The sequence below is a fragment of the Kineococcus sp. AC630 genome (assembly GCF_979255925.1).
The window spans coordinates 93622-114918 of the sequence record NZ_CEEDMJ010000004.1 but is presented as its reverse complement, the minus strand read 5'-3'; the positions used below and the strand labels follow the sequence as shown (position 1 = coordinate 114918).

Below are 21297 nucleotides of genomic sequence, written 5' to 3'. Positions count from 1 at the left end.
CGCACCCCCGTCACCACGGTCGAGGTGGGGGTGTGGAGGTGGCTGGCACGCTGGCTCGGGTGGACACCCTCGATCCTGTGACCCTGGCGGCGGCGTCTGCAGCCGCGTTCGCTCTCGCGGTGCTCTCCGCGGTCGCCGGCTTCGGTGGCGGTGTGCTGCTGCTGCCGGTGTTCACCGCCCTGTTCGGGCTCCGGGTCGCCGTCCCGATGCTGACCCTGACCCAGCTCATCAGCAACGGCTCGCGCCTGTGGCTGAACCGCCGGCACCTGCACTGGCCCCTCATCACCCGCTTCGCCCTCGGCGCCGTCCCCCTGGCCGCTGCGGGTGGTCTCCTCCTGGCCCACGCCCCCCTGGACCCCCTCAAACGCCTGCTCGGGGTCTTCCTCGTCGCCGTGGTCATCTGGCGCCGACGCAACCCTCACCCCCGCGCACCGGGGGAGGCCGTCTTCGTCGCGGTCGGTGCGGCCTCCGGACTCGGCTCAGCCCTGCTGGGCTCGGTCGGTCCCCTCACCGCACCCTTCTTCCTCGCCTACGGCCTGACCCGCGCTGCCTACATCGGCACCGAAGCCGCCAGCGCCCTGACCTTGCACGTGACCAAGCTCGCCGCCTACGGGGCCGGGGACCTCCTCACCGCCCAGGTCCTCACCTACGGCGCTGCCCTGGCCCCCGCGACCCTCCTGGGAGCCTGGACCGGCAAGAAGATCGTGGGGCGCATCAGCGACCGCGTCTTCGTCGTCCTCGTCGAGGTCGGTCTCCTCGCCGCCGGTGTCCTCTTCCTCCTGGGCCTGTGACCCACCGGCGACAGTGCGCTGTTCCCACGCCGGGGACCTGCCGCGGTCGGGGGCCCGGGCTCGCAGAGGGCGGGGTCAGGACGCGCCCGGTGGCACAGGACCCGTTGCGGTCCGGGTTCCTCGCCAGACCCACCCCGGCGGTGCTCAACCCCCGAGCGCTGACCGCCGTCCCGATCAGCACGTCGGCTCACCTCGTGGCGCAGGGTGAGAAGCACGTCCACCGTGTGGACGGCGGTGCCGCGACTTCACCGTCATCCCGCGGTGCGCAAGGCCATCCCGCTGGCCAGGACGTTCAGCGAGGGGTCCTGCTACCCGCAGCCCACGGCCTGCGCAGTGGCCGTCGACACCCTCGTGTACATGGATTACCTTCGACGTGTACACATGCCGAGGAGGGCCGCCGTGAGCAAGACCCACATCGACATCGACGAGGACCTGCTCGCCCAGGTGGCGGCGATCACCGGGACGACCACCAAGCGGGACACCGTCGAAGCCGCGCTGCGCACCACCCTGCGCCAAGAGCGTCGCCGTGCAGCTGTCGAACGCCTCATCACCCGCGCCGAGAGCGGCTACTTCGCCCCGTTGCTCGAAGAGCACTCCAAGGCCACCGAAGAGGACGCCGAAGCACCGGGCACCCGAGCACCGGACACCGACGATCGAGCGCACGGCGCCGCGTGAGCTTCCTGCTCGACAAGTCCGCCCACGCCCGCTGGGGCCAACCGGTCGTGGCCGCCCGACTGAACGACCTCCTGCGCGAGGAGATGCTGAACATCGCTCGACCCAGCGTCCTGGAGATCGGGTTCTCCGCCCGCTCTCCCCAGGACTACCGCGAGGTCATCGCTGACGTCACCGAGGCGATGACCGTCATCGAGGTCACCGCCGAGATCAGCACTCGCGCGCAAGACCTGCAGGAACGCCTCACCCACCGAGGGTGGCACCGGGCACCAGGTCCGGTGGACCTCCTGCTCGCAGCCACGGCCATCGAACACGGGTTGACGCTGCTGCACCTGGACGAGGACTTCGAGCTGATCGCCCGTGTGAGCTCCTTGCGACAAGAGCGCGTCGTTCCCCGGGAAGCACCCACTGCGTGACCTCGACTAGGCGGACTTCGATCGACCGGGTCGACATCACGGTCATCCCGCGTTGTGCGCGGTGGCCGGTGACGTCCGCACATGACGATGTCCGGGCGTTCAGCCCTGGCCGTCGCACCCACCGCTGTCACCACATGAGATCCCCCGTGGGTGAACCGAAACGGTCACCCGGGCGACCAGATCGGCGCACCCACGTCTTCCCCCACGACGGGGGTCGCCCTGTTGCACCGACGTCACGGTCACCCCGCGATCCGTTCGGCCGGCGACACAGCGACCCTGCCGATCTCCGGATGGCTGCGGAGCAGCTTCCGCTACGGTCGCCACCTCGTCGAGGAGCGTGGGCCCGGCGTCAGGTGCTGAGGCGAGGTGATGACCGGGCCGTCCTGAGAACCGATGACTCTCGCAGCGTCGCGAGGTCTGAGCGCCATGACGATGACGACGACCGTGATCAGCGTTGCGCTGCCGGTGGCGGACCAGGACGCCGCCCTGGCCTTCTACACCGGCGTCCTGGGGTGCGAACTGCGCTACGACGCGGAGGTGTGGCCGGGGGCACGCATGGTGGAGGTGGTCCCGCCGGGCTCGCGCGTGGGTCTGGTCCTGCTGCCACCGGACAGCCCGCTGCCGATGGCGCTGCGGTTGGGCACCACCGACGCCGACGCCGCGTACGAACGGCTGGCAGGCGTCGAAGGTGTGGTGCTTCACAACGCGGAGGTCCTGCGCTGGGACGGCGTGCCGGCGATGTTCCACTTCAGCGACCCCGACGGCAACCAGCTGGTCTACCTCCAGGAGACGCCGATGCCTGACGACGATGCCTGACCACGACGCCTGACCACGGCGGAACGCCGGCGATGCCCGGCAGACGGGAACGCCGGCACGACCGCGCCCTGGCCGCCGAACGTCGCCGCCACCCGCTGGCCCGGGAGACGTCGTGTCGTTGACACCAGCCGTGAGACACCGGGCCCGACGACGGCGAGACTGCGGGTGCGTCCCGCACGACGTGATCACCGGCGAGGAGGCACGGCATGGGTGGACGAGCACGAGCGGTGCGGCGAGCCGCAGGCCTGACCGCGGCCGCCTGCGTCCTCTGCAGTTGCGGCAGCGCCCCGGGCAGCTCTCCTTCCCCCGAGGACGGGAACCGACCCGCACTGGTGCTGACGCCTGCCCAGGAGAGCGCCGTCGCGGCGCTGACCGCGCCGGAGTTCTCCCGTCGCGGCGACCCGCTGGCGCTGCTCGACAGCGTCGGTGACCTCGTGGGTACCACCCTGGCGTGCGACGAGGTCGCCGAGCACCTCGACGTCCCCGTCCCCAGCTTCCCGACGTTGCGGGAACGCGGTTTCACCGCCGCCTGCGGCAGCTCCGAGGGTGCCGCCGTCTTCGAGCACCCGGTCCCCTCGGCGGCCGATCCACCGGCACCGTCGGCGGATCCGGCCGCCGACGTCCACGGCGTGACCGTCGCCTACCTGCCCCCGGGTGTGGACGCCGACGGCACGCCCTTCGACGAGGCCCGCCGCGAGGGACTGGTGTGGATGACGATCCTCTACGGCAGGGACACCGCCCAGCCGCCGACCGCTGCGGCGACGAGCGAGCCTTCCCGGTCCGACTTCACCACGCTGCAGTGGCGCAACGGCACCGTGCTCGGGGTCCAGTACGCGGACTCCGGGGACACCCGCCTGGCCTGGCGCAGCACCGCGGCCGACCACGTCTTCGACGTCAGCGTGAACACGTCCGGTGACCCGGTGGCCGGTGTCGCCCTGCTGGCGGACGGGGTGGACCTGCCCACCTGACCCCCGGTGCGGCCGGAGACGCCACGGCCCCGCGAGAAAACCCGGGCGACGACGGACACGTCCGACCTAGGCTCGCTGTCCATGGCACCGGTCACCGACGAGCGAGCTCCGGTCCTGACCCCCCGGGCCCAGGACTTCCCGCGCTGGTACCAGGACGTCGTCGACAAGGCGGAACTCGCCGACAACGGTCCCGTCCGCGGCACCATGGTCATCCGGCCCTACGGCTACGCCCTCTGGGAGCGGGTCCAGGCGGAGGTCGACGCCCGCATCAAGCGGGCCGGCGCCGAGAACGTCTACCTGCCGTTGCTCATCCCCGAGAGCTACCTGCAGCGTGAGGCCGAGCACGTCGAGGGTTTCAGCCCCGAGCTGGCCGTCGTCACCCACGCCGGGGGCAAGGAGCTGCCCGAGCCGCTGGTCGTGCGTCCCACCAGCGAGACCGTCTTCGGTGAGCTGATGGCCAGGTGGATCCAGGGTCACCGCGACCTGCCCCTGCTGCTGAACCAGTGGGCCAACGTCGTGCGCTGGGAGCTGCGCCCGCGCCTGTTCCTGCGCACCACCGAGTTCCTGTGGCAGGAGGGGCACACCGCCCACGCCACGCGGGCCGACGCCTCGGCCTACGCCCGCCGCATCCACCTGCAGGTCTACCGCGACTTCTTCGACGACGTCCTGGCGCTGCCCGTGCACGTCGGGCTCAAGACGGTCCGGGAACGCTTCGCCGGCGCCGTCAACACCCTGGCCTGCGAGGCGATGATGGGCGACGGCAAGGCGCTGCAGGTGGCCACCAGCCACGAGATGGGCCAGAACTTCGCGACCGCCTTCGACATCCGCTACGCCGACGCCGACGGCGGGAGGCCCTTGTGCTGGACCACCAGCTGGGGTCTGAGCACCCGGGTCGTCGGCGGGCTCGTCATGGGTCACGGGGACGACAGGGGTCTCGTGGTCCCCCCGGCGCTGGCCCCCACGCAGGTCGTGGTCGTGGTGGTGAAGGAGGACGAGGCCAGCCTCGGCGCCGCCCAGCGGATCCAGGAGCAGCTCTCGGCGGCCGGGGTGCGCGTGAAGGTCGACCGCCGCACCGACCAGGGCTTCGGGCGCCGGGTCACCGGCTGGGAGCTCAAGGGCGTGCCCGTCCGGCTGGAGGTCGGACCGCGCGACGTGGGCGAGGGCGTCGTGACCCTGGTCCGCCGTGACAGCGGTGAACGACGGCGTCCCACCCTGGAGGCGGTCGCCTCGCTGGTGCCCGCGCTGCTGCAGCAGGTGCAGGGCGACCTGCTGCAGCGGGGCCGGCGACGCCTGCGGGACCGCACCGTGGACGTGTCCTCGGTGCAGGAAGCGGCCGAGGTGGCACGGACCGGGTTCGGGCGGATCCCGTGGCGCGCCCTCGGCGTCGACGGGGAGGCGGAGCTGGCCCGGAACGCGGTGACGGTGCGGTGCCTGCAACGGCCCGACGGTTCCCTGCCCGAGGCCGACGACGAGGACGACCTGGTCGCCGTCGTCGCCCGGAGCTACTGACCGCGACCGAACCGCCGGGGTCGGCGGGCTGCGCTGCAGCACCCCGTGGCGTCAGGGGTGGCCGATCGGACGGTGCCCGTGTCGGTGGGCGCGGTTCTTGCCGCCGCGCTTGGCCTCGTACATCGCCTCATCGGCCTCGGCGAGGACCGCCTCGGCCAGGGCACCCACGCCGTCGGTCCCGTCGGTGTCCGGGTCGTCGCCGATCGGGGTCACGGCGTGCACCCCGGCCGGGACGCAGGCCGACGTCATCCCGATGCTGGCCCCGACGGTGAAGGTGCCGCGCGTCAGCACGACGGGCGCCCGCAGGCTCGCCAGCAGGCGTTCGGCGATGGCCGGCAGGTCCTGCTCCTCGGTCAGCCCGGGGCAGACGACGGCGAACTCGTCCCCGCCGAGGCGGGCCAGGGTGTCCCCCGGGCGCAGGCAGGTGGAGAAGCGGTCGGCGACCTCGCGCAGCAGGTCGTCCCCGGTGGCGTGCCCGGCGGCGTCGTTGACGGCCTTGAACCCGTCGAGGTCGCAGAACAGGACCCCCACCCGGGTGTGGTCCCGACTGGTGGCGGCCAGGGCGTGGGTGAGCCGGTCGTGCATCAGGGTGCGGTTGGGCAGTCCGGTCAGGGGGTCGTGCAGGGCCTGGTGCCGCAGGAGGTCCTCGGCGGCCCTGCGGCCGGTGATGTCCTCGATCAGGCACAGCAGGTACGGCTCGCCGTCGGGTTCACCGCTGGTGGCCGTGTTCCACCCGGAGTCGGTGAGGACGGTCGCCGACAGCAGGCCCCAGCGGGTGCTGCCGTCGGCGTGCTGGTAGCGCTTCTCCACCCGGGCCTCGTGGGCCCGGCCCTGGAGGAAGGGGGCGAACGCGGTGACGCACTCGCCCCGGTCCTCGGGGTGGGTCAGGGCGTGGTGGTCGAGCTGGAGCAGTTCCCACGCGGCGAACCCCGTGAACTCGCTCAACGTGGCGTTGACCTGCAGGATCTGCGCGGCGTCCCGGCCGGTCAGCCCGACGATCATCATGCTGATCGGTGCGGTGTCGAACGCGGCGCGGAAGCGGCGTTCGGAGGCGGCCAGGCGGGCCGCGGCGGCCCGCTCGGAGGTGACGTCGCGAGCGGCCAGGACCACGCCCCCGGCCCAGCGCTGCCCGGTGGCCGGGGGCAGCGGGTGGGCACTGAGGTTCAGCAGCCGGCCGGCGGGAACGGCCGGCGTCGTGACGAGCACGTCCGCGTTCTCGACCGTCTCCCCGCGCAGGGCACGCGAGACGGGCAGGTCCGGCACCGGCCAGGGCCGACCGTCGGGGTGGCGCATGGAGAAGAACTCCGTCCACCGCTCCTGCGTGAGGTCGAGGGGCAGGTCGGGGAAGAGCGACATCGCGGCGCGGTTGCGCAGCAGGGCCGCACCGCGGGCGTCGTAGACGCTCAACCCGTCGCCGGTGGTCTCGAAGACCTCCCGCAGCAGGGCGGCCTGCTCGTCGGCTTCCTGCTGGGCCCGGCGCAGACCGGCGACCAGGTCGGCGCGCTCGTCCCGGATCAGGGCCAGGACCAGGGCGGCGAGCCCGATGACGGTGACGAAGGCCTGGGCCAGCAGCACCCGGGTCGCGGGGGAGTCCACCGCGAACGGCCCACGCCCGGCCATGGTCGCGGCCACGACCCAGATCCCGATGAGCAGGACGTGGCCGGTGGTGGTCGTGGTGTGGAAGCGCAGCGCGATCCACATGCTGAACGGCAGCAGCGCGAAGGCGAGCGGCAGGTGCTCGGTCTGGGTGAAGACGACCGTGTACGCGGCGACCACCACCACGGTCGCGGCGACGATCTCCGTGCCGCTGCGCCAGCCGGTGCGCCAGCGCCGGCCCCGGTCGGCCAGCCGCAGGGCGAAGGCGGCGAAGACGAAGGTGCTGGCGGCGTTGCGCACCAGCCACGCCCCGGCCGCCGGGAGCAGCGGGGTGCCGGCGCTGAGGTGCAGGGCGAGCGGTCCGACGCAGGCCGCGGCCGCCGACCCGGCCACCGACCCCAGGACCAAGGCGGTCAGGTCCGCGGGGTTCCGCAACCGCCACGGCGCGCTGCCGCCGCGACGGTGCCAGCGGTGCGCCACGAGGCACGAGGTGGCGGCCTGCACGCCGTTGGCCACCGCGAACGCGGCCCCCAGCAGCGCTCCGGCGCCGGTCGCGGCGTTGAGCAGCCCCGACAGGACGGCCACCGCCGCGACGGCCAGGACCCGGCCACGGCGCTGGTGCCAGCAGCAGGCGACCCACAGGAAACCGACGGCGGCCGCCGGCCACACGAGCGACAGGGTCGAACCCGGCAACCGGGTCGCCCGGCCGGCCACGACCGCACCGGCGTAGGCCACCGCGAACGCCAGGTGCATCGCCGCGGGGTGCGCCCGCCACCACGTCAGGACGGAGGCGTCGGTCCGGTCTCCGGCGCCGGGGGCGCCCGGGCTCAGCGGCGCGGAGGTTTCCACACCCTGACGTCGGCAGTCGACGTCCGCCGCTTGAGGCGGGCACCTCCGCGACGGCGTGCTCCCGGTGCCGCCACCGTCACCCCTGACCGGCCGGGCCGGACCGTTCGAGGTGAGCGGCCAGGGCGCGCAGCCGCCGCCCGGTCTCCCACCGGAACGCCCGCACGGCGACGGCCTCGACGACGCGGGACAGCGGGGCGGGGGCACCGGTGAACGTCAGCGTGTAGACGACCTCGCTGCGCCCGTCCTCGAGGTCGCAGTGGCGCATCGAGGCGGCCCACGCGGCGAAGAACGGCGACCGTGAGGTCAGGGTGACCGCCGCCAGGTCGGGGCGGCGGAAGGTCACGTAGCGCGTGCGGAAGGTCAGCCCGCCGAGGGTCCAGCGGGCCCGGCAGACGGCGTCGACGCCGCGGTCGGGAGCGGCACCGCCCACGGTGTACGCCGCCCGCAGCAGGGTGTCCTAGCGCAGCCGGTTCGGGTAGTCGTGCACGACGTCGAAGGCCACGTCGGCGGGGACGGGCAGGACCTGCCGGACCACGGCGTGGGCGCTCACGTCCTCCAGCGTGCCAGCCCGGGTCACACCCCGTGGGCCCGTCGGTCCGCCGGGGGCGCGGTGGTCTCGCGCACCAGCACCTGCGACGGGGGGCTCGGAGGCTGGCGCGCGTCGCCGCCGGCCAGGAGGGCCAGCACCGCGGTGCCCAGCCGCTCACCGCGGTGGTGGACGTCGAGGCTCATGGCGGACAACGGGGGGACCGTCAGCTCGCACAGGGGGGAGTCGTCGGCGGACATGAGGCTGACGTCACCGGGCACGGAGATCCCGGACTCGGTGAGGAACTCCAGCGCGGCGACGGCCATCACGTCGTTGTCGAAGATCACGGCCGTCGGGGGGTCCGCGACGTCCAGCAGGCTCGCGACGGCACTGGTCCCGGCCGTCGCGGTGTAGTCCGCCTCGGCGGTCCGCACGTCCAGGTCCAGGAGGCGGGCGACCTCCTGGATGGTCGCCGAGCGCTCGGCGGTGTGCACGAGGTGCGCCGGCCCGGACACGTGACCGATGCGGCGGTGCCCGATCCCGGCGAGGAACTCGATGGCCGCACCGATCCGCTGGGCGTCGTCGGCGACCTCGCTCGTGCAGGCCCGGGGATCGTCCAGGTGGGCGGCCAGGACGTGCGGCAGTTCCAGCGACTCCAGGAGCGCCGGGCGGGCGTCGCCCTCGACGAGGTCGACGACGACCACGCCCTCGACCCCGTCGTCGGCGGCCCAGCGCCGGTAGGCCGCGAGTTCGCTGGCCCGGTCGGCGGCCACCAGCACGAGGACGCTGTACCCCACGGGGTGCAGCACCTCCTCGATGCCCTCCACGAGCTCGGCGAAGTACGGCTCGACCCCGATCCGCCGGGCCGGCCCGGGGATCACCAGGCCGATCGTCCCGGACGGGCTCACCGGTGCGCCCCGAACTGGTTCGCCGTGCGCAGGACGTCGCGGTGGGTGAACCCCGCGGGATCGACCCGGGTCCGGGTGCGCACGTGGAACGTCCGCGACTCCCCGGCGAGCAACGTCACCAGCCCGTCGTCGACCACGGCGTCGGGGGCGACCGCGTCCGCCAGCAGGGTGACGTCGCGGGCGGCGCTCCGAGCGTGGACCCGGACGGTGTACCCGTCCGCGACGGCCGTCACCGCCGCGTGCAACGGTTCCGGGTCCCACGCGACGTCCCGGTCCTCGGCGAGGACCTGGACGGCGCGCAGCCCCGAGGCGTCCAGGGTGAGCAGTTCGGTGGCGGGGGCGAAACCGGTCAGCGCGGCGGGCAGCGGGGTGCTGCTCACCGAACGCGGGGCGACCTCGACCGTGAAGTCCTCCGCGCGCACCGTCCGCCCGGTGAGGGTCGTGACCCGTCCACCGACCCGCGCCGTCCACGGGAGCGCGGTGTCGTTCACCAGGACGAGGTGGTCCTCGCCGTCGCGGGGCTGCACGGTCAGCAGTCGCGGCGCGTGGGCGTGCTTCAGCGCGTGGAACCCGGGTTTGCGCCGGCCCGCGCCGTCGACGACGGCCCACGAGGTGGAGGGCCAGCAGTCGTCGAGCTGCCAGTAGACGCTGCCCGCGGTCCGCGGCCACCAGGAGCGGAAGTGCTCCACCGAGAAGGTGATCGCGCGGGCCTGGTTCAGCTGCCCGGCCCACACCCAGTCCGCGAAACCCTCGGGGACCCCGGTGTGGGGTTCCATCCCGCGGTCCAGCTTCCCGTTGCCGTCCTGTGCCTTCTGGTGGGCGAGGAACACCGGGGACGTCTTCACCCGCTGCTCGGGAACCAGCAGCTCGGCCAGCGTCGCCGCGCTCGGCGGGGCCTGGAAACCGAACTCGGAGCAGAAGCGCGGAACCCGGTCGCGGTAGGCGGTCCAGTCCTCGGAGTTCCACACGTCCCACACGTGGTGGGTGCCGTGGTCGGGGTCGTTGGGGTGGACCCCGGGCGCGCCGGGACTGGAGGGGCTGCCGGGGACGTAGACCGTCGTGGGGTCCAGTTCGGCGAGGACGGCGGGGAAGACCTCCTCGTAGTACCCCTGGCCCCAGGTGGAACCCCCGAGCTCCTCCTTCCACCCCCAGTCCTCGTGGCCCCAGAGGTTCTCGTTGCCGCCGTTCCAGACCGCGAGCGCCGGGTGGTGGGCCAGGCGGGCCACGTTCTCCCGCGCCTCGGCCTCGATCTCCGAGCGCAGCGGTTCCTCCTCGGCGTAGGCGGCGCAGGCGAGCAGGAAGTCCTGCCAGACCAGCAGGCCGAGTTCGTCGCACAGCTCGTAGAACGCGTCGTCCTCGTAGATCCCCCCGCCCCACACCCGCACCAGGTTGCAGTGCGCGTCGACGGCGTCGGTGAGCGCGGCGGCGTAGCGCTCGCGGTCCAGGCGGGTGAGCAGGTGGTCGCGCGGGATCCAGTTGACGCCCTTGGCGAAGACGGGGACCCCGTTGACGACGAGGGTGCTGCGGGTGCCGAACTCGTCGGCGGACCCGTCGAGGCGGACGTCGCGGAAACCCGTGCGCAGGGTGCGCGCGTCCAGCGCGGCGTCGCCGGCGCGCAGGTCGACGTCGACGCCCACGAGGGGCTGGTCGCCGTGGCCGCGGGGCCACCAGACGGGGGCGTTAGGAACCTCGACCTCCACGACGCCGGTCGTGGTCGCGGGGTCCAGGGAGAGGGTGGCGGTGAGGTCGTCGCGCCCCGGGAGGTCGCGCACCCGGACGCCGACGGTGAGCGCCCCGGCCTCCTCCAGCCCGGACCGCTCCACCTCGACGTGGACGGCGAGGTGTCCCGTGGAACCGTCGAGGGTCGCCAGCGGGCGGACCCCGGCCAGGCGCGCGGTGCGCCAGCGCGAGACCGTCACCGGCCGCCAGATCCCCGCGGTCTGCAGGTCCGGGCCCCAGTCCCAGCCGAAGCTGCAGGCCATCTTCCGGACCGCGTTGAACGGGTGGTCGTAGGCGCGGGGGCGGCGGCCGAGGTCCTTCTCGACGGTCTCGGCGTGCTCCAGGGCGGAGTCGAAGCGCACCCGCAGGTCGCGCGGACCGTCCCCGAGGTGGGGGGTGAGGTCGAAGCGGTGGCGGCGGTGCATGTTCTGCGTGCGCCCCAGGACGACGTCGCCGAGGGTCACGGTGGTCACGGTGTCCAGGCCGTCGAACTGGAGGTCGACGCGTTCCCCGGGTTCCGGGGCGGCCTCGGTGAGGCGGTGGGCGTACTCCCACCCGGTGCGGTGCAGCCAGGCGAGCTCCTGCTCGTGCTGCGCGGCGTAGGGGTCGGGGATGAGTCCGGCGGCGAGCAGGTCGGTGTGCACCGATCCCGGCACGACGGCGTCCAGGGGGCCGGCGTCGCTCGCCGCGCGGACCTCCGGCGGCAGGTCGCCGGCCACGGGCCGCAGGGTCCAACCGTGGTGCAGGGTGCGCACGTCCACGGGGTCGTCCTCTCTCAGGGTTTCTCAGGGGCGGGCGGTGGGGACCGGGTGGGAGCCTCGCGCAGGCGCGGGCACGCTGTCGATCCGGATCCACTCCTGCCGGTGGTGGTCGTAGCAGACGGAGTTGTCGATGCCGGCGCGGTCGGCCACCGCCTCGGTGGCCACGACCTTGCCGGGGCGTTCGGGGTCGGGGGCGGCCTGGGCCAGCAGGCGCGTGTAGTCGTGGTGGGGGTCGAGGATCACCGCGTCCGCCGGGCCGCGCTCGACGACGCGGCCGCGGTAGAGCACGAGGATCTCGTCGGAGAAGTGCCGGGCCGTGGCGAGGTCGTGGGTGATGTAGAGGACCGCGAGGTCCTCCTCCCGCTGCAGGCGGGCCAGCAGGTTCAGCACGCCCAGGCGGATCGACACGTCGAGCATCGAGACCGGTTCGTCGGCGACGAGGACCTTCGCCCCCGGGGCCAGCGCGCGGGCGATCGCGACGCGCTGGCGCTGCCCGCCGGACAGTTCGTGCGGGCGGCGGGCCGCGACCACCTCGGCGGGGCCGAGGTTGACCCGTTCCAGCATCTCCAGGACCCGCTGGTGGGTCTGCGCCGCCCCGCGGGTGCGCTGGTGCAGCAGCAGCGGGCGGGCGACGTGGTGGCCGACGGAGTGGAAGGGGTTCAGCGAGGCGAAGGGGTCCTGGAACACCATCTGGACCTGGCGCTGGTAGACGGACCCCACCACGGGGGTCCCGTCGTCGAGGCGGACGTCGATGGACCCCGCGCTCGGTTTCTCCAGGCGGGCCAGCAGTTTCGCGATGGTCGACTTCCCCGACCCCGACTCGCCCACCAGGGCGACGGTGCGCCGGGGGAGGAGGTCGAAGCTGACGCGGTCCACGGCGCGCAGGGGCTTGCGCCGCAGGCCCTCGCGCAGCGAGTAGTCCTTGGTGAGCCCGGTCACCGACACGGTCGTCACGCGATCTCCTCGGAGGTGGCCAGCCGGTCGTCGTGGACGCCGGTGCGGATGAACGAACCGCGGGAACCGCTCAGGCTGGGGAAGGAGCCCAGCAGCTGGCGGGTGTAGGGGTGGGCGGCGTCGCGGTAGAGGGTGTCGGCGGTGTCGAGCTCGACGATCTCCCCGCCGCGCATGACGGCGATCCGGTCGCTGATCTCCAGCAGCAGCGGGAGGTCGTGGGTGATGAACACGACCGCGAAGCGCATCTCGTCGCGCAGCCGCACGATCTCGCGCAGGATGTCGCGCTGGACGACGACGTCGAGCGCGGTCGTCGGCTCGTCCATGATCATCACCTGGGGTTCCAGCAGCATGGCCATGGCGATCATCACCCGCTGCCGCATCCCGCCGGAGAGCTCGTGCGGGTAGGACCGCAGCCGCCCCGGGTCGACCCCGACGCGTTCCAGCACCTGCGCGGCCCGGGCCCAGCGGTCCATCGCCGGGGCGTGGGCGCGCAGGGTGTCGTCGAGCTGCGCGCCGATGCTGCGCACCGGGTTCAGCGCGTTCATCGCGCCCTGGAAGACCATCGACAGCTTCGACCAGCGGAACCGGCGCAGCTGCTCTTCGTCCAGGGCCAGGACGTCGACGTCGCTGCCGTCGGCGTCGTGCAGGACGACCGACCCCGACGCGATGCGGGCCGGGGGCTGGTGGAGGCGGTTCACGGCGTAGGCCAGCGTCGTCTTCCCGCAGCCGGACTCCCCGGCCAGGCCGAGGATCTCCCCGCGGTGCAGGTCGAAGCTCGCCGAGGACACGGCCGTGACCGGTTCCTCCGTCTCGTACACGACGGTCACGTCGCGCACGCTCAGCACGACGTCGCGTCCGTGGTCCTGGGGTTTCACCGGGCCGCCTTCCGGGCGGCACGGGCCGCCAGTCGAGTCCGCCGGCGGTGCAGGCGGGTGTTCTTCAGCCGGGGGTTGACGATCTCGTCGATGGAGAAGTTCACCAGGGCCAGCCCGGTGCCCAGCAGGGCGATGAGCAGGCCGGGCGGGGCGAACCACCACCAGGCGCCCAGCGGGAGGGCGAAGCCGTTCTGGGCGTAGAACAGCATCGTGCCGAGGGTCGAGGAACCGGAGGCGCCGAGACCGAGGAACGACAGCCCCGCCTCCCCGAGGACGGCGGCGATGACCGCGAACACGAACTGCGAGGCCAGCACCGGGAGCAGGTTGGGCAGGATCTCCACGACGATGACCCGCCACGCGCGCTCACCGGAGAGCCGGGAGGCGGAGACGTACTCGCGGTGGCGGACCGAGAGGGTCTGCGCGCGCAGCACCCGGGCCGAGGCGGCCCAGCTGGTGAGGGCCAGGACGACCGCGATCGTCCACAGCCCTCTGCTCTCCCGCGGCACGAAACCCGAGATGACGATGACCAGCGGGAGACCGGGGATGACCAGGAAGACGTTGGTCAGCAACGAGAAGACCTCGTCCGCGGCGCCCCCGAGGTAGGCGCCGTAGATGCCGAAGAACGCCGACAGCACGGTGGCGAGGATCCCGACCAGGAAACCGATCTGGAGGGAACCGCGGGTCGCGAAGGCCAGCTGGGCGAACACGTCCTGGCCGGTCTGGGTGGTGCCCAGCCAGAGGTCGCCGGTGGGACCCTGCAGGCCCACGTCGCGGATGGCGTCGGGGTCACCGACCAGCAGCGGGCCGATCAGCCCGAACAGGCAGATCCCGAGCACGAGGGTGAGGCCCGCGGCCAGCCACGGGGTCATCGTCGGGAGCAGCATCCGCCAGGCCGGGACGGGCCGGCGGGAGGGGGCCGGGAGCGTGAGGTCCGCTCCGGGGGCGGCGCCGGTGTCGGCGACGGAGTCGATGTTCGTCATCGCGGTCCTCTCAGCGGGCCCGGGTGCGGGGGTCGATGAGGCCGTAGAGCAGGTCGACGACCAGGTTCGCGCCGAGGACGGCGAGGGTGATGAACAGGAACACCCCTTGCATCAGCGCGTAGTCGTTGTTGGTGACCGCGGCCAGCAGGCGGGAACCGATCCCCGGGTAGGAGAACACCTGTTCGGTGACCACCGAGCCGGAGACCACGAAGGCCAGGGAGATGGCGAAACCGGCCACCGAGGGCAGGACGGCGTTGCGGGCGGCGTAGTCGCGCAGGATCCAGCGCCCGGGCAGGCCCTTGGCGCGCGCGGTGAGGACGTAGTCCTCCGAGAGCGTCGACACCATCATGTTGCGCATCCCCAGCAGCCAGCCCCCGATCGAGGCGAGCACGATGGTCAGCGCCGGCAGGAACCCGTAGTAGACCGCGGAACCGATGAACTCCAGGTTCCAGCCGGGGGAGAGGACCACGTCGTAGCCGCCCTGGGCGGGGAAGAGGTGCAGCAGCCGGGAGAGGGCGTAGACGAGGACCAGGGACAGCCAGAAGTACGGCACGGCGGCCAGCAGCGTCGTCGCCGGCACCATCGAGTCCAGCCACGTCCCCGGCCGCCACCCGACGAACGCCCCGAGCAGGACTCCGAGGAACGCCGCGATGAGGGTCGCGAGCCCGATGAGCACCACCGTCCAGGGCATCGAGGCCGAGATGACCTGGGTGACGGGGGCGGGGAAGTAGCTGATCGAAGTCCCGAGGTCGCCGTGGAGGATGTTGCCCAGGTAGCTGACGTACTGCGCGGGCAGCGAGGCGTCGGTGTCCCCGCCGAGGAGGATCGCGTACGCCTTGCGGGTCTCGGGGGTGATGACCGTCCCGCGCTGGCTGAGCTTGGCCAGCAGGATGTCCACCGGGTCCCCGGGCAGCAACCGAGGGATGACGAAGTTCAGCGTCAGCGCGGCCCAGAAGGCGATGGCGTAGAAGCCGAGCTTGCGCAGCAGGTAGTTCACGACGTCAGCTCGCGGCCTGCGGCGTGAGGGTCTTGAGGATCTCGGCCGCGTCGAAGTCGGACCACACGGCGGGGAAGGCGTACTGGTCCTCGTTCGTGGGCCAGCCGGAGAACTTCTTCACGTTCCAGACGCTGGTGTTGGCGCCGGTCATGACCGGGACGTAGGGCATCTGGGTGGCGACGGCGGACTGGATGACGTCGAACTGGGCCTGGCGCCCGGCGGTGTCCTCCGGGGGCAGTTTCTGGAGGGCGTCGAGGGCGGCGTCGACGGCGGGGTCGGAGAACCGCGACCAGTTGTTGCCGTTGGCCTTCGTCCCCACCGGGGCGGTCATCCGGCCGTCGTAGAAGTAGCTGTAGAGGTAGTACGGGTCGGGGGCCGGTCCCTGGTACAGCGAGTCGATGGCCAGCTCGAAGTTCCCCTTGAACCGCTTGTCGGTCCACTCGTTCCACGAGGACTGGGCGGTCTGGATGTCGATGCCGGCGGCCTTGGCCTGCGCGGCGATGGTCTGGATGGCGGTGATGTAGTCGGTCCAGCCGGTGACGACCTCGATGGTCAGGGTGAGTTTCTTCCCGTCCTTGGCGTAGATCCCGTCGGCGCCCTTGACCCAGCCGTCGGCCTCCAGGACCTGGGCGGAGGTCTGCGGTTCGGCGGTCTTCGGGGCCACTTCCGGATCGACCTTCGCGGAGATCGTGTCGGCCTGGGTGCTGGTCAGCGCCATGCTCGGGGAGATCTCCGAGGCGGTGTCCTGGAAGGCGAGCTTGTTCAGCTGGGTGCGGTCGATGGCGTAGAACAACGCCTGGCGCACGGCGGGGTCGGTCTGCGGTCCCTGGCACCCCAGGTCGGCGTTCGCGCAGGCGCCGAGGACCATCTGGTTCTGGGCGACGGACCCGGTGTCGTAGTTCGGGAAGTTCTCGTGCGTGTTCGCCATGTCGGGGATCGGGCCGGTCTGCCAGTCGATCGTGCCCGCGGCGATCGCGTCGGCACCGGCCTGGTTGCCCGAGAGGGCGAGGTAGCGGACCTTCGCGACCTTCGGCTTCCCGCCCCAGTACTTCGGGTTGGCCTCCATCGTGAAGGCCTGGCCCTTGAACTCGCTGAGGGTGTAGGCGCCGGTGCCCACGGGCTTCTCGAGCACGTCGGACTCGGGGTCGATGTCCTTCCAGAGGTGCTGGGGGACGATGACGGTGGCGCTGAGGACGTCGGGTCCGGCGGTGTAGGCGGGTTCCGGCCAGGTGAAGGTGACGTGGGTCGCGTCGACCTTGGTGACCGTCCCGTCGAAACCGGTGCTGTTGAGGGCTTCGTGGTCCAGCAGCATCTGGAAGGTGAAGACGACGTCGTCGGCGGTGAAGGGTTTGCCGTCGGACCAGGTGACCCCGTCGCGCAGGGTGACGTCGAGTTCGGTCCCGGCGTCGTTCCAGGTGTACTCGGTGCCCAGCAGGGGTTTCGGATCGGCGTCGGCGGCGGTCTTGTTGATGAAGAACAGCGGCTCGAAGATCAGCCCCGCCCCGCCGATGTCGGAGGGGGAGAAGGGGTTGAAGTTGACCTGGTAGTCGCCGGCCTGGCCGGTGTAGGCGACGAGCGTGGAGGCGTCGTCGCCGTTTCCCGACCCGCCGGCCGAGCACCCGGTCGCGAGCAGGGTCAGGGCTGCGGCACCGGCGACCGTGAGGCGGAGGAGGCGGGACAGGCGCCGCGGGCGGTGGAGCCCGGCGGTTCGGGGGGTGGCACTGATCGAGAGGTTCATGGCGGTGTCCTCGGTCTGTGGCCGCAGCTCGCGGCGGTGCGAGTGCCGGGCCGCTCCGCGTGCACCGCCATCGGTGCCGGGGTGGAGCGCGGTCCGTCCGTTCTAACTTAATTAACTTGAGGAAGTCACGTCAAGGACTACCGCGCACGGGACTCGGCAGCACTAGAGTGCGCAACAGCTCACGAGGAGCCGCCCCGCCCTGATCAGCCCGAGGAGCATCGATGACGTCGGTGGAGGATCCGCCGAGGTCGGTCCGTCGACCGCGCCGGGACGGGGCCCGCGAGCGGCTGCTGGACGCCCTGCGGGCGGCCGGTCAGGTCAGCCGGGTCGAGCTCGCGGCCCTCACCGGACTCACCGAGGCCTCGGTCTCCACCACCGTGAAGCGCCTGCTGTCCGAAGGCGTCGTCGTCGAGGCCGGACGTACCCGCACCGGCGGCAAGCCGCGAACCCTCCTGCAGCTGGACCCCGGCGGCCGGACCGCCGTCGGCATCGACCTCGCCACGACGACCGTGACCTACGTGCTGACCAGTCAGACCGGTGGGGTGCTGGCCCGGCTCACCCGGCGGTTCGCCCCCGTCGACGGGTCCGCGGAGCCGGCCACCGACGACCTCGCCGCGCGCCTGGCCTCCGACGTCGACCAGCTCCTGACCAAGAGCGGGCAGGACCGCGGGACCTGCCTCGGGATCGGACTGGTCTGGGGAGGTCCCGGGGGCGGCCTGCTGCGGCGGACCGGTCGCGAGTCCGACCCCGCCGATCCCGCCCGCCCCGCGGCCGGCGCGGTCGGCGCGATCGACGGCGAACGGCTGCGCCGCTCCCTGCAGCGGGTCACGGGGTGGCCGGTCCTGGTGGAGAACGACGCGACCGCGGCCGCGGTCGGTGAGTACTGGGTCGCCCGGGTGGAGAACTCCCGCTCCTTCGCCGCCCTGTACCTGGGGGCGGGGCTGGGCGCGGGCATCGTGATCGACGGCGCCGCCCACCGGGGCTCGCGCGGGCACGCGGGGGAGTTCGGGCACGTCTGCGTCGTCGTCGACGGCCCGCCCTGTCCGTGCGGTGGTTCCGGCTGCCTGGAGGTCATGGCCGGTCCGGAGACGGTGGTCGCGCGTGCCCTGGCCGATCCGGACGCACGCCGCGAGGCCGGGCTGGAACGGGTCGCCCGCCGGGCCCTGCTCACCGACTTCTCCGCCGTCGCCCGCGCTGCCCGCACCGGCGGGCAGGCCTGCCGGGCGATCCTCGACGACTCCGCGCGCTACGTCGCCGCTGCCGCCGAGACCCTCGTGAACCTCTTCGACCTCGACCTGCTCGTGCTCACCGGGCCGGGTTTCGCCGCCGCCCCGGCGATCTACGGGTCGGCCATCACGGCCCGCATCGGGGCCCCGTCCTCCCGGGTCTGGGGGCGGCCGGTGACGGTCACGGTCTCCACGGCCGCTGCGACGGGCCCCGCGGTGGGGGCCGCCGCGCTGCTCCTGCAGGACCGCCTCACGCGGTGACCGGTCGCCGGACCCCTGTCGGCTCCGGTGCTACCCCGGACCCCCGCTGCGGCGCAGGAGTCGGCGAGGAAGTCCGCCGCCGGGGCGTCGAGGATCCTCCGCGCTCCGGCCACCGCTCAGGTGGTCGGCCCGCCCGTCGACCCCGCCGTGCGGGAGAGGAGTTCCGTCACCCGGTTCTGGGCGGTGACCTGAGCCCGCAGGTAGGCCAGCGACACCGAGGCGGGACGCATGGCTCCGGGGAAGGCCGGCACGGCGCCCGGGTCGGGCTGCCCGTCGGGGCGTGCGGCCAGCCCTCCTCGAAGGCGCACGCGGTGGTCACGGCGGTCCCCCGTGAGGGAGTCCTCGTGGAGCCGCACGGCGTCGAGACAGGTGCCCAGGACCCCGGTGGCGCTCGTGAGGGCCGCGTGGACCGCGGGCTGCAGGGTGCATCCCCGGGTGAGTTCGCCCAGGTCGAACCCCAGCGCCTCGGCGGCGGCGGAGAGCAGGCCGACGGTGGAGGCAGCCTCGGGGTCGGCGGGCAGCAGCAGCCGGCAGGCCTCGGCGCGCGTGAAGATCCAGGTCAGGGTCTGCTGGGGAACCCGCGCGGATCCCGATCCCTTCAGCAGCACCAGGACCGCCCAGTTGAGCAGTTCCCGACGGCCCAGCAGCACGATCGCCTGCTGCAGGGAGGTGATGCCCCCCCGGGGGGCGTAGGCAGCCGAGCTGACCGTCTTCAGCACGCGCACGCTCAGTCCGGGGTCGGCGGACAGCAGGTCGAGCACCCGCTCGACGGGGGCGTCCCGGTCCGACAACAGGGCGATCAGCTGCACGCAGTTCAGGTGGGAGGAGTCGAGCACGGGACGCGTCAGGACGTCCGGGCGGTGGAAGAGGTACCCCTGGAACAGGTCGGCGCCCGCGGCACGGCACGCCTCGAACTGTTCTTCGGTCTCCACCCTCTCGACCACGACGACCGCCGTCGGGTTGACCCGCTCGACCAGGGCGATGACGTCGAGCAGGCGGTCGCCGCTCACCTGCAGGTCGATCTTGACGTAGTCGGCCAGAGCTACGGCGGGTACCCGCTCGGTCTCGCCGTCGAAGTCGTCGACGGCGATGGCGAAGCCACGTCGCTTGAGGTTCCGCAGACCGGACATCACCCAGTGGTCCACGTCGACGGTCTCCAGCAGTTCCAGCACGACCCCTTCGGCGGCGAAGGGCAGCGGTAGCTGGCCGGTGACGAACGAACGGGTCAGGTTGATGAACAGCCGCCGGCCTCCGGCCAGTTCCTCGGTGCCGAACTCCCCGAACGCCGCGGCGATGACCTGCGCGGTGGCTCGCTCGTGCTCGACCGCGCCCACCAGCTCCGCGCGGTTCGTCGGTCCGGTCCGGTGCAGCAGCTCGTAGCCGTAGACCTCCCGCTGGGCGGTGCAGATCGCCTGGACACCGACCCACACGGCTCCCACGCCGGTCGTCACACCGACCACCTCCTCACCCACCTCGAACCCGCCGCCTCACCGGTGCCGAACCACGAAGCCGTTGTCGGCCACCGTCTCGCGACGAGGCGGGAAGTCACGCCGACGCGGTCCTGGGTCTCCGACGGGGTGTCTGCAGGGGACGTGCGGCGTCCGCGTCGTCGCGCGTGGTTCCTTCGACACTGGAGGATCGGACGGCACGGCGCGGTACTTGACTGCTGCATCCGGGCGATCACCAGACGCCGACCGTTCGTCCCGTCCGCTCGTGTCCCCGGCGGCTCCCGAGGTCAGACCCGGACCGGCGTCCCGCTCGCGAGCGACTCCTGCGCGGCGTCGGCGACCCGGGACGCGGCGACGGCGTCCTCGGGCCGGCACAGTTCCCCGTCGATCCCTCGGACCAGGTCCGCGAAGGCGGCGATCTCGGCGCGGTAGGCGTCGGCGAAGCGTTCGGCGAACGTCGTGTGCGGGGTTCCGGCGGGGAACTCGACGCCGGGTTCGGCCGAGCGCAGCGCGCTCCGTTCGTCGAGGCCGACCAGCAGCGACCCGGTGGAGCCCTGCAGTTCCAGCCGGACGTCGTGGCCCGCCCCGTTGTAGCGGGAGGCCGTGACGACGGCGAGGGTCCCGTCGTCGAGGGTGCAGACGGCGAGGGCGGTGTCGACGTCGCCCACGGCCCCGATATCGGGGTCGCCGTTGTTGCTGCCCCGGGCGTAGACCTCGACGACCTCCCGGCCGGTGATCCAGCGGATGACGTCGAAGTCGTGGACGGAGCAGTCGCGGAACAACCCGCCCGAGGTCGCGAGGAACGACACCGGCGGCGGGGTCACGTCGCAGGTCACGGCCCGGATCGCGTGCAGCCAGCCGAGCTCGCCGGTCGAGTGCGCACGTTTGGCCTCGAGGTAGCCGGCGTCGTAGCGGCGCTGGTGACCGATGCGGACGACACCGTCGTGGGCGGCGATGAAGTCCAGGACGGGCAGCGACAGCGCGACGTCCGGCGCGACGGGTTTCTCGGAGAACACGGGGATGCCGGCCTCGACGCCGGCCCGGATGAGTTCGGGGTGCTGCGCGGTGCCGGTCGCGACGATCAGCCCGTCGATCCCGGAGGCGAGCAGGGCGTCGACGTCGACGGCGGCCTCGACCCCCAGTTCGTCGGCCACGGACCGCGCGCGGACGGTGTCGACGTCGGCGACGGTGAGCCGGCCCACGCCGGGGGTCGTGACGACGTTGCGGGCGTGCATGACGCCGATGCGGCCCACGCCGGCGAGGCCGAGGTGCAGGTCGGACAAGGGG

Annotated in this window: 18 protein-coding genes; 7 read left to right on the top strand and 11 right to left on the bottom strand. The window is 72.8% G+C overall.

Going from position 1 to position 21297, the window contains the following annotated elements:
- Positions 1-59: 59 nt before the first annotated feature.
- The 6 genes from AC0I8G_RS05760 (at position 60) to proS (ending at position 5172) form a co-directional block, all read left to right on the top strand.
- A complete protein-coding gene (locus AC0I8G_RS05760) occupies positions 60-791 on the top strand; it encodes a sulfite exporter TauE/SafE family protein (protein WP_471729085.1) in 732 nt (243 codons plus the stop codon).
- A gap of 399 nt (positions 792-1190) precedes the next feature.
- Complete coding sequence (locus tag AC0I8G_RS05755) at positions 1191-1466, top strand: type II toxin-antitoxin system VapB family antitoxin (RefSeq protein ID WP_471729084.1); 276 nt, start codon at positions 1191-1193, stop codon at positions 1464-1466.
- Positions 1463-1879 (top strand): PIN domain-containing protein, encoded by a 417-nt coding sequence (locus tag AC0I8G_RS05750; RefSeq protein ID WP_471729083.1) that lies wholly within the window; start codon positions 1463-1465, stop codon positions 1877-1879. The genes AC0I8G_RS05755 and AC0I8G_RS05750 overlap by 4 nt, the downstream gene beginning before the upstream one ends.
- 432 nt (positions 1880-2311) lie before the next feature.
- Positions 2312-2695 (top strand): VOC family protein, encoded by a 384-nt coding sequence (locus AC0I8G_RS05745; protein WP_471729082.1) that lies wholly within the window; start codon positions 2312-2314, stop codon positions 2693-2695.
- 206 nt (positions 2696-2901) lie between these two features.
- Positions 2902-3663 carry a hypothetical protein gene (locus AC0I8G_RS05740; protein WP_471729081.1) on the top strand — a complete coding sequence of 254 codons (762 nt, stop codon included), beginning with the start codon at positions 2902-2904 and terminating at the stop codon, positions 3661-3663.
- An 81-nt stretch (positions 3664-3744) separates the two neighbouring features.
- Positions 3745-5172 (top strand): proline--tRNA ligase, encoded by a 1428-nt coding sequence (proS, locus tag AC0I8G_RS05735; RefSeq protein WP_471729080.1) that lies wholly within the window; start codon positions 3745-3747, stop codon positions 5170-5172.
- Between the two features lie 51 nt (positions 5173-5223).
- On the opposite strand, the gene AC0I8G_RS05730 is transcribed toward proS, so the two are convergent.
- The 9 genes from AC0I8G_RS05730 to AC0I8G_RS05690 form a co-directional block, all read right to left on the bottom strand.
- Positions 5224-7617, bottom strand: a complete 2394-nt coding sequence (locus tag AC0I8G_RS05730) for a diguanylate cyclase domain-containing protein (protein WP_471729079.1) — start codon at positions 7615-7617, stop codon at positions 5224-5226.
- A gap of 76 nt (positions 7618-7693) precedes the next feature.
- Complete coding sequence (locus tag AC0I8G_RS05725) at positions 7694-8047, bottom strand: hypothetical protein (protein ID WP_471729078.1); 354 nt, start codon at positions 8045-8047, stop codon at positions 7694-7696.
- 143 nt (positions 8048-8190) lie between these two features.
- On the bottom strand, positions 8191-9024 hold the full coding sequence (locus AC0I8G_RS05720) for a LacI family DNA-binding transcriptional regulator (RefSeq protein ID WP_471729077.1): 834 nt from the start codon (positions 9022-9024) through the stop codon (positions 8191-8193).
- Between the two features lie 23 nt (positions 9025-9047).
- On the bottom strand, positions 9048-11531 hold the full coding sequence (locus AC0I8G_RS05715; protein ID WP_471729076.1) for a glycoside hydrolase family 2 protein: 2484 nt from the start codon (positions 11529-11531) through the stop codon (positions 9048-9050).
- A 24-nt stretch (positions 11532-11555) separates the two neighbouring features.
- Positions 11556-12485, bottom strand: coding sequence for an ABC transporter ATP-binding protein (locus tag AC0I8G_RS05710; RefSeq protein WP_380256992.1), 930 nt, complete (start codon positions 12483-12485; stop codon positions 11556-11558).
- Positions 12482-13360, bottom strand: a complete 879-nt coding sequence (locus tag AC0I8G_RS05705; RefSeq protein WP_471729075.1) for an ABC transporter ATP-binding protein — start codon at positions 13358-13360, stop codon at positions 12482-12484. The genes AC0I8G_RS05710 and AC0I8G_RS05705 overlap by 4 nt, the downstream gene beginning before the upstream one ends.
- The gene (locus AC0I8G_RS05700; RefSeq protein ID WP_471729074.1) at positions 13357-14340 is read right to left on the bottom strand and encodes an ABC transporter permease; all 984 of its coding nucleotides are present in this window, start codon (positions 14338-14340) and stop codon (positions 13357-13359) included. The genes AC0I8G_RS05705 and AC0I8G_RS05700 overlap by 4 nt, the downstream gene beginning before the upstream one ends.
- A gap of 10 nt (positions 14341-14350) precedes the next feature.
- Positions 14351-15337 (bottom strand): ABC transporter permease, encoded by a 987-nt coding sequence (locus AC0I8G_RS05695; protein WP_380256998.1) that lies wholly within the window; start codon positions 15335-15337, stop codon positions 14351-14353.
- Positions 15338-15341: 4 nt separating this feature from the next.
- A complete protein-coding gene (locus AC0I8G_RS05690) occupies positions 15342-17075 on the bottom strand; it encodes an ABC transporter substrate-binding protein (protein WP_471729073.1) in 1734 nt (577 codons plus the stop codon).
- A 221-nt stretch (positions 17076-17296) separates the two neighbouring features.
- Between AC0I8G_RS05690 and AC0I8G_RS05685 the strand changes: the two genes are divergently transcribed.
- On the top strand, positions 17297-18562 hold the full coding sequence (locus AC0I8G_RS05685; protein WP_471729072.1) for an ROK family transcriptional regulator: 1266 nt from the start codon (positions 17297-17299) through the stop codon (positions 18560-18562).
- A gap of 116 nt (positions 18563-18678) precedes the next feature.
- Here the strand turns inward: AC0I8G_RS05685 and AC0I8G_RS05680 are convergent, their stop codons facing one another.
- Together AC0I8G_RS05680 and AC0I8G_RS05675 are read right to left on the bottom strand one after the other, a co-directional pair.
- Entirely contained in the window at positions 18679-20013 is a 1335-nt protein-coding gene (locus AC0I8G_RS05680; RefSeq protein ID WP_471729071.1) for an EAL and HDOD domain-containing protein, read from the bottom strand.
- Positions 20014-20297: 284 nt separating this feature from the next.
- Positions 20298-21293: a Gfo/Idh/MocA family protein gene (locus AC0I8G_RS05675; protein ID WP_471729070.1), complete on the bottom strand. Its 996-nt coding sequence runs from the start codon at positions 21291-21293 to the stop codon at positions 20298-20300.
- Between the last annotated feature and the right edge of the window lie 4 nt (positions 21294-21297).

Coding starts and splice junctions, on each gene's coding strand:
- AC0I8G_RS05690 (WP_471729073.1), bottom strand. CDS start 17,075: ATGAACCTCTCGATCAGTGCCACCCCCCGAACCGCCGGGCTCCACCGC.
- AC0I8G_RS05740 (WP_471729081.1), top strand. CDS start 2,902: ATGGGTGGACGAGCACGAGCGGTGCGGCGAGCCGCAGGCCTGACCGCG.
- AC0I8G_RS05745 (WP_471729082.1), top strand. CDS start 2,312: ATGACGACGACCGTGATCAGCGTTGCGCTGCCGGTGGCGGACCAGGAC.
- proS (WP_471729080.1), top strand. CDS start 3,745: ATGGCACCGGTCACCGACGAGCGAGCTCCGGTCCTGACCCCCCGGGCC.
- AC0I8G_RS05700 (WP_471729074.1), bottom strand. CDS start 14,340: ATGACGAACATCGACTCCGTCGCCGACACCGGCGCCGCCCCCGGAGCG.
- AC0I8G_RS05685 (WP_471729072.1), top strand. CDS start 17,297: ATGACGTCGGTGGAGGATCCGCCGAGGTCGGTCCGTCGACCGCGCCGG.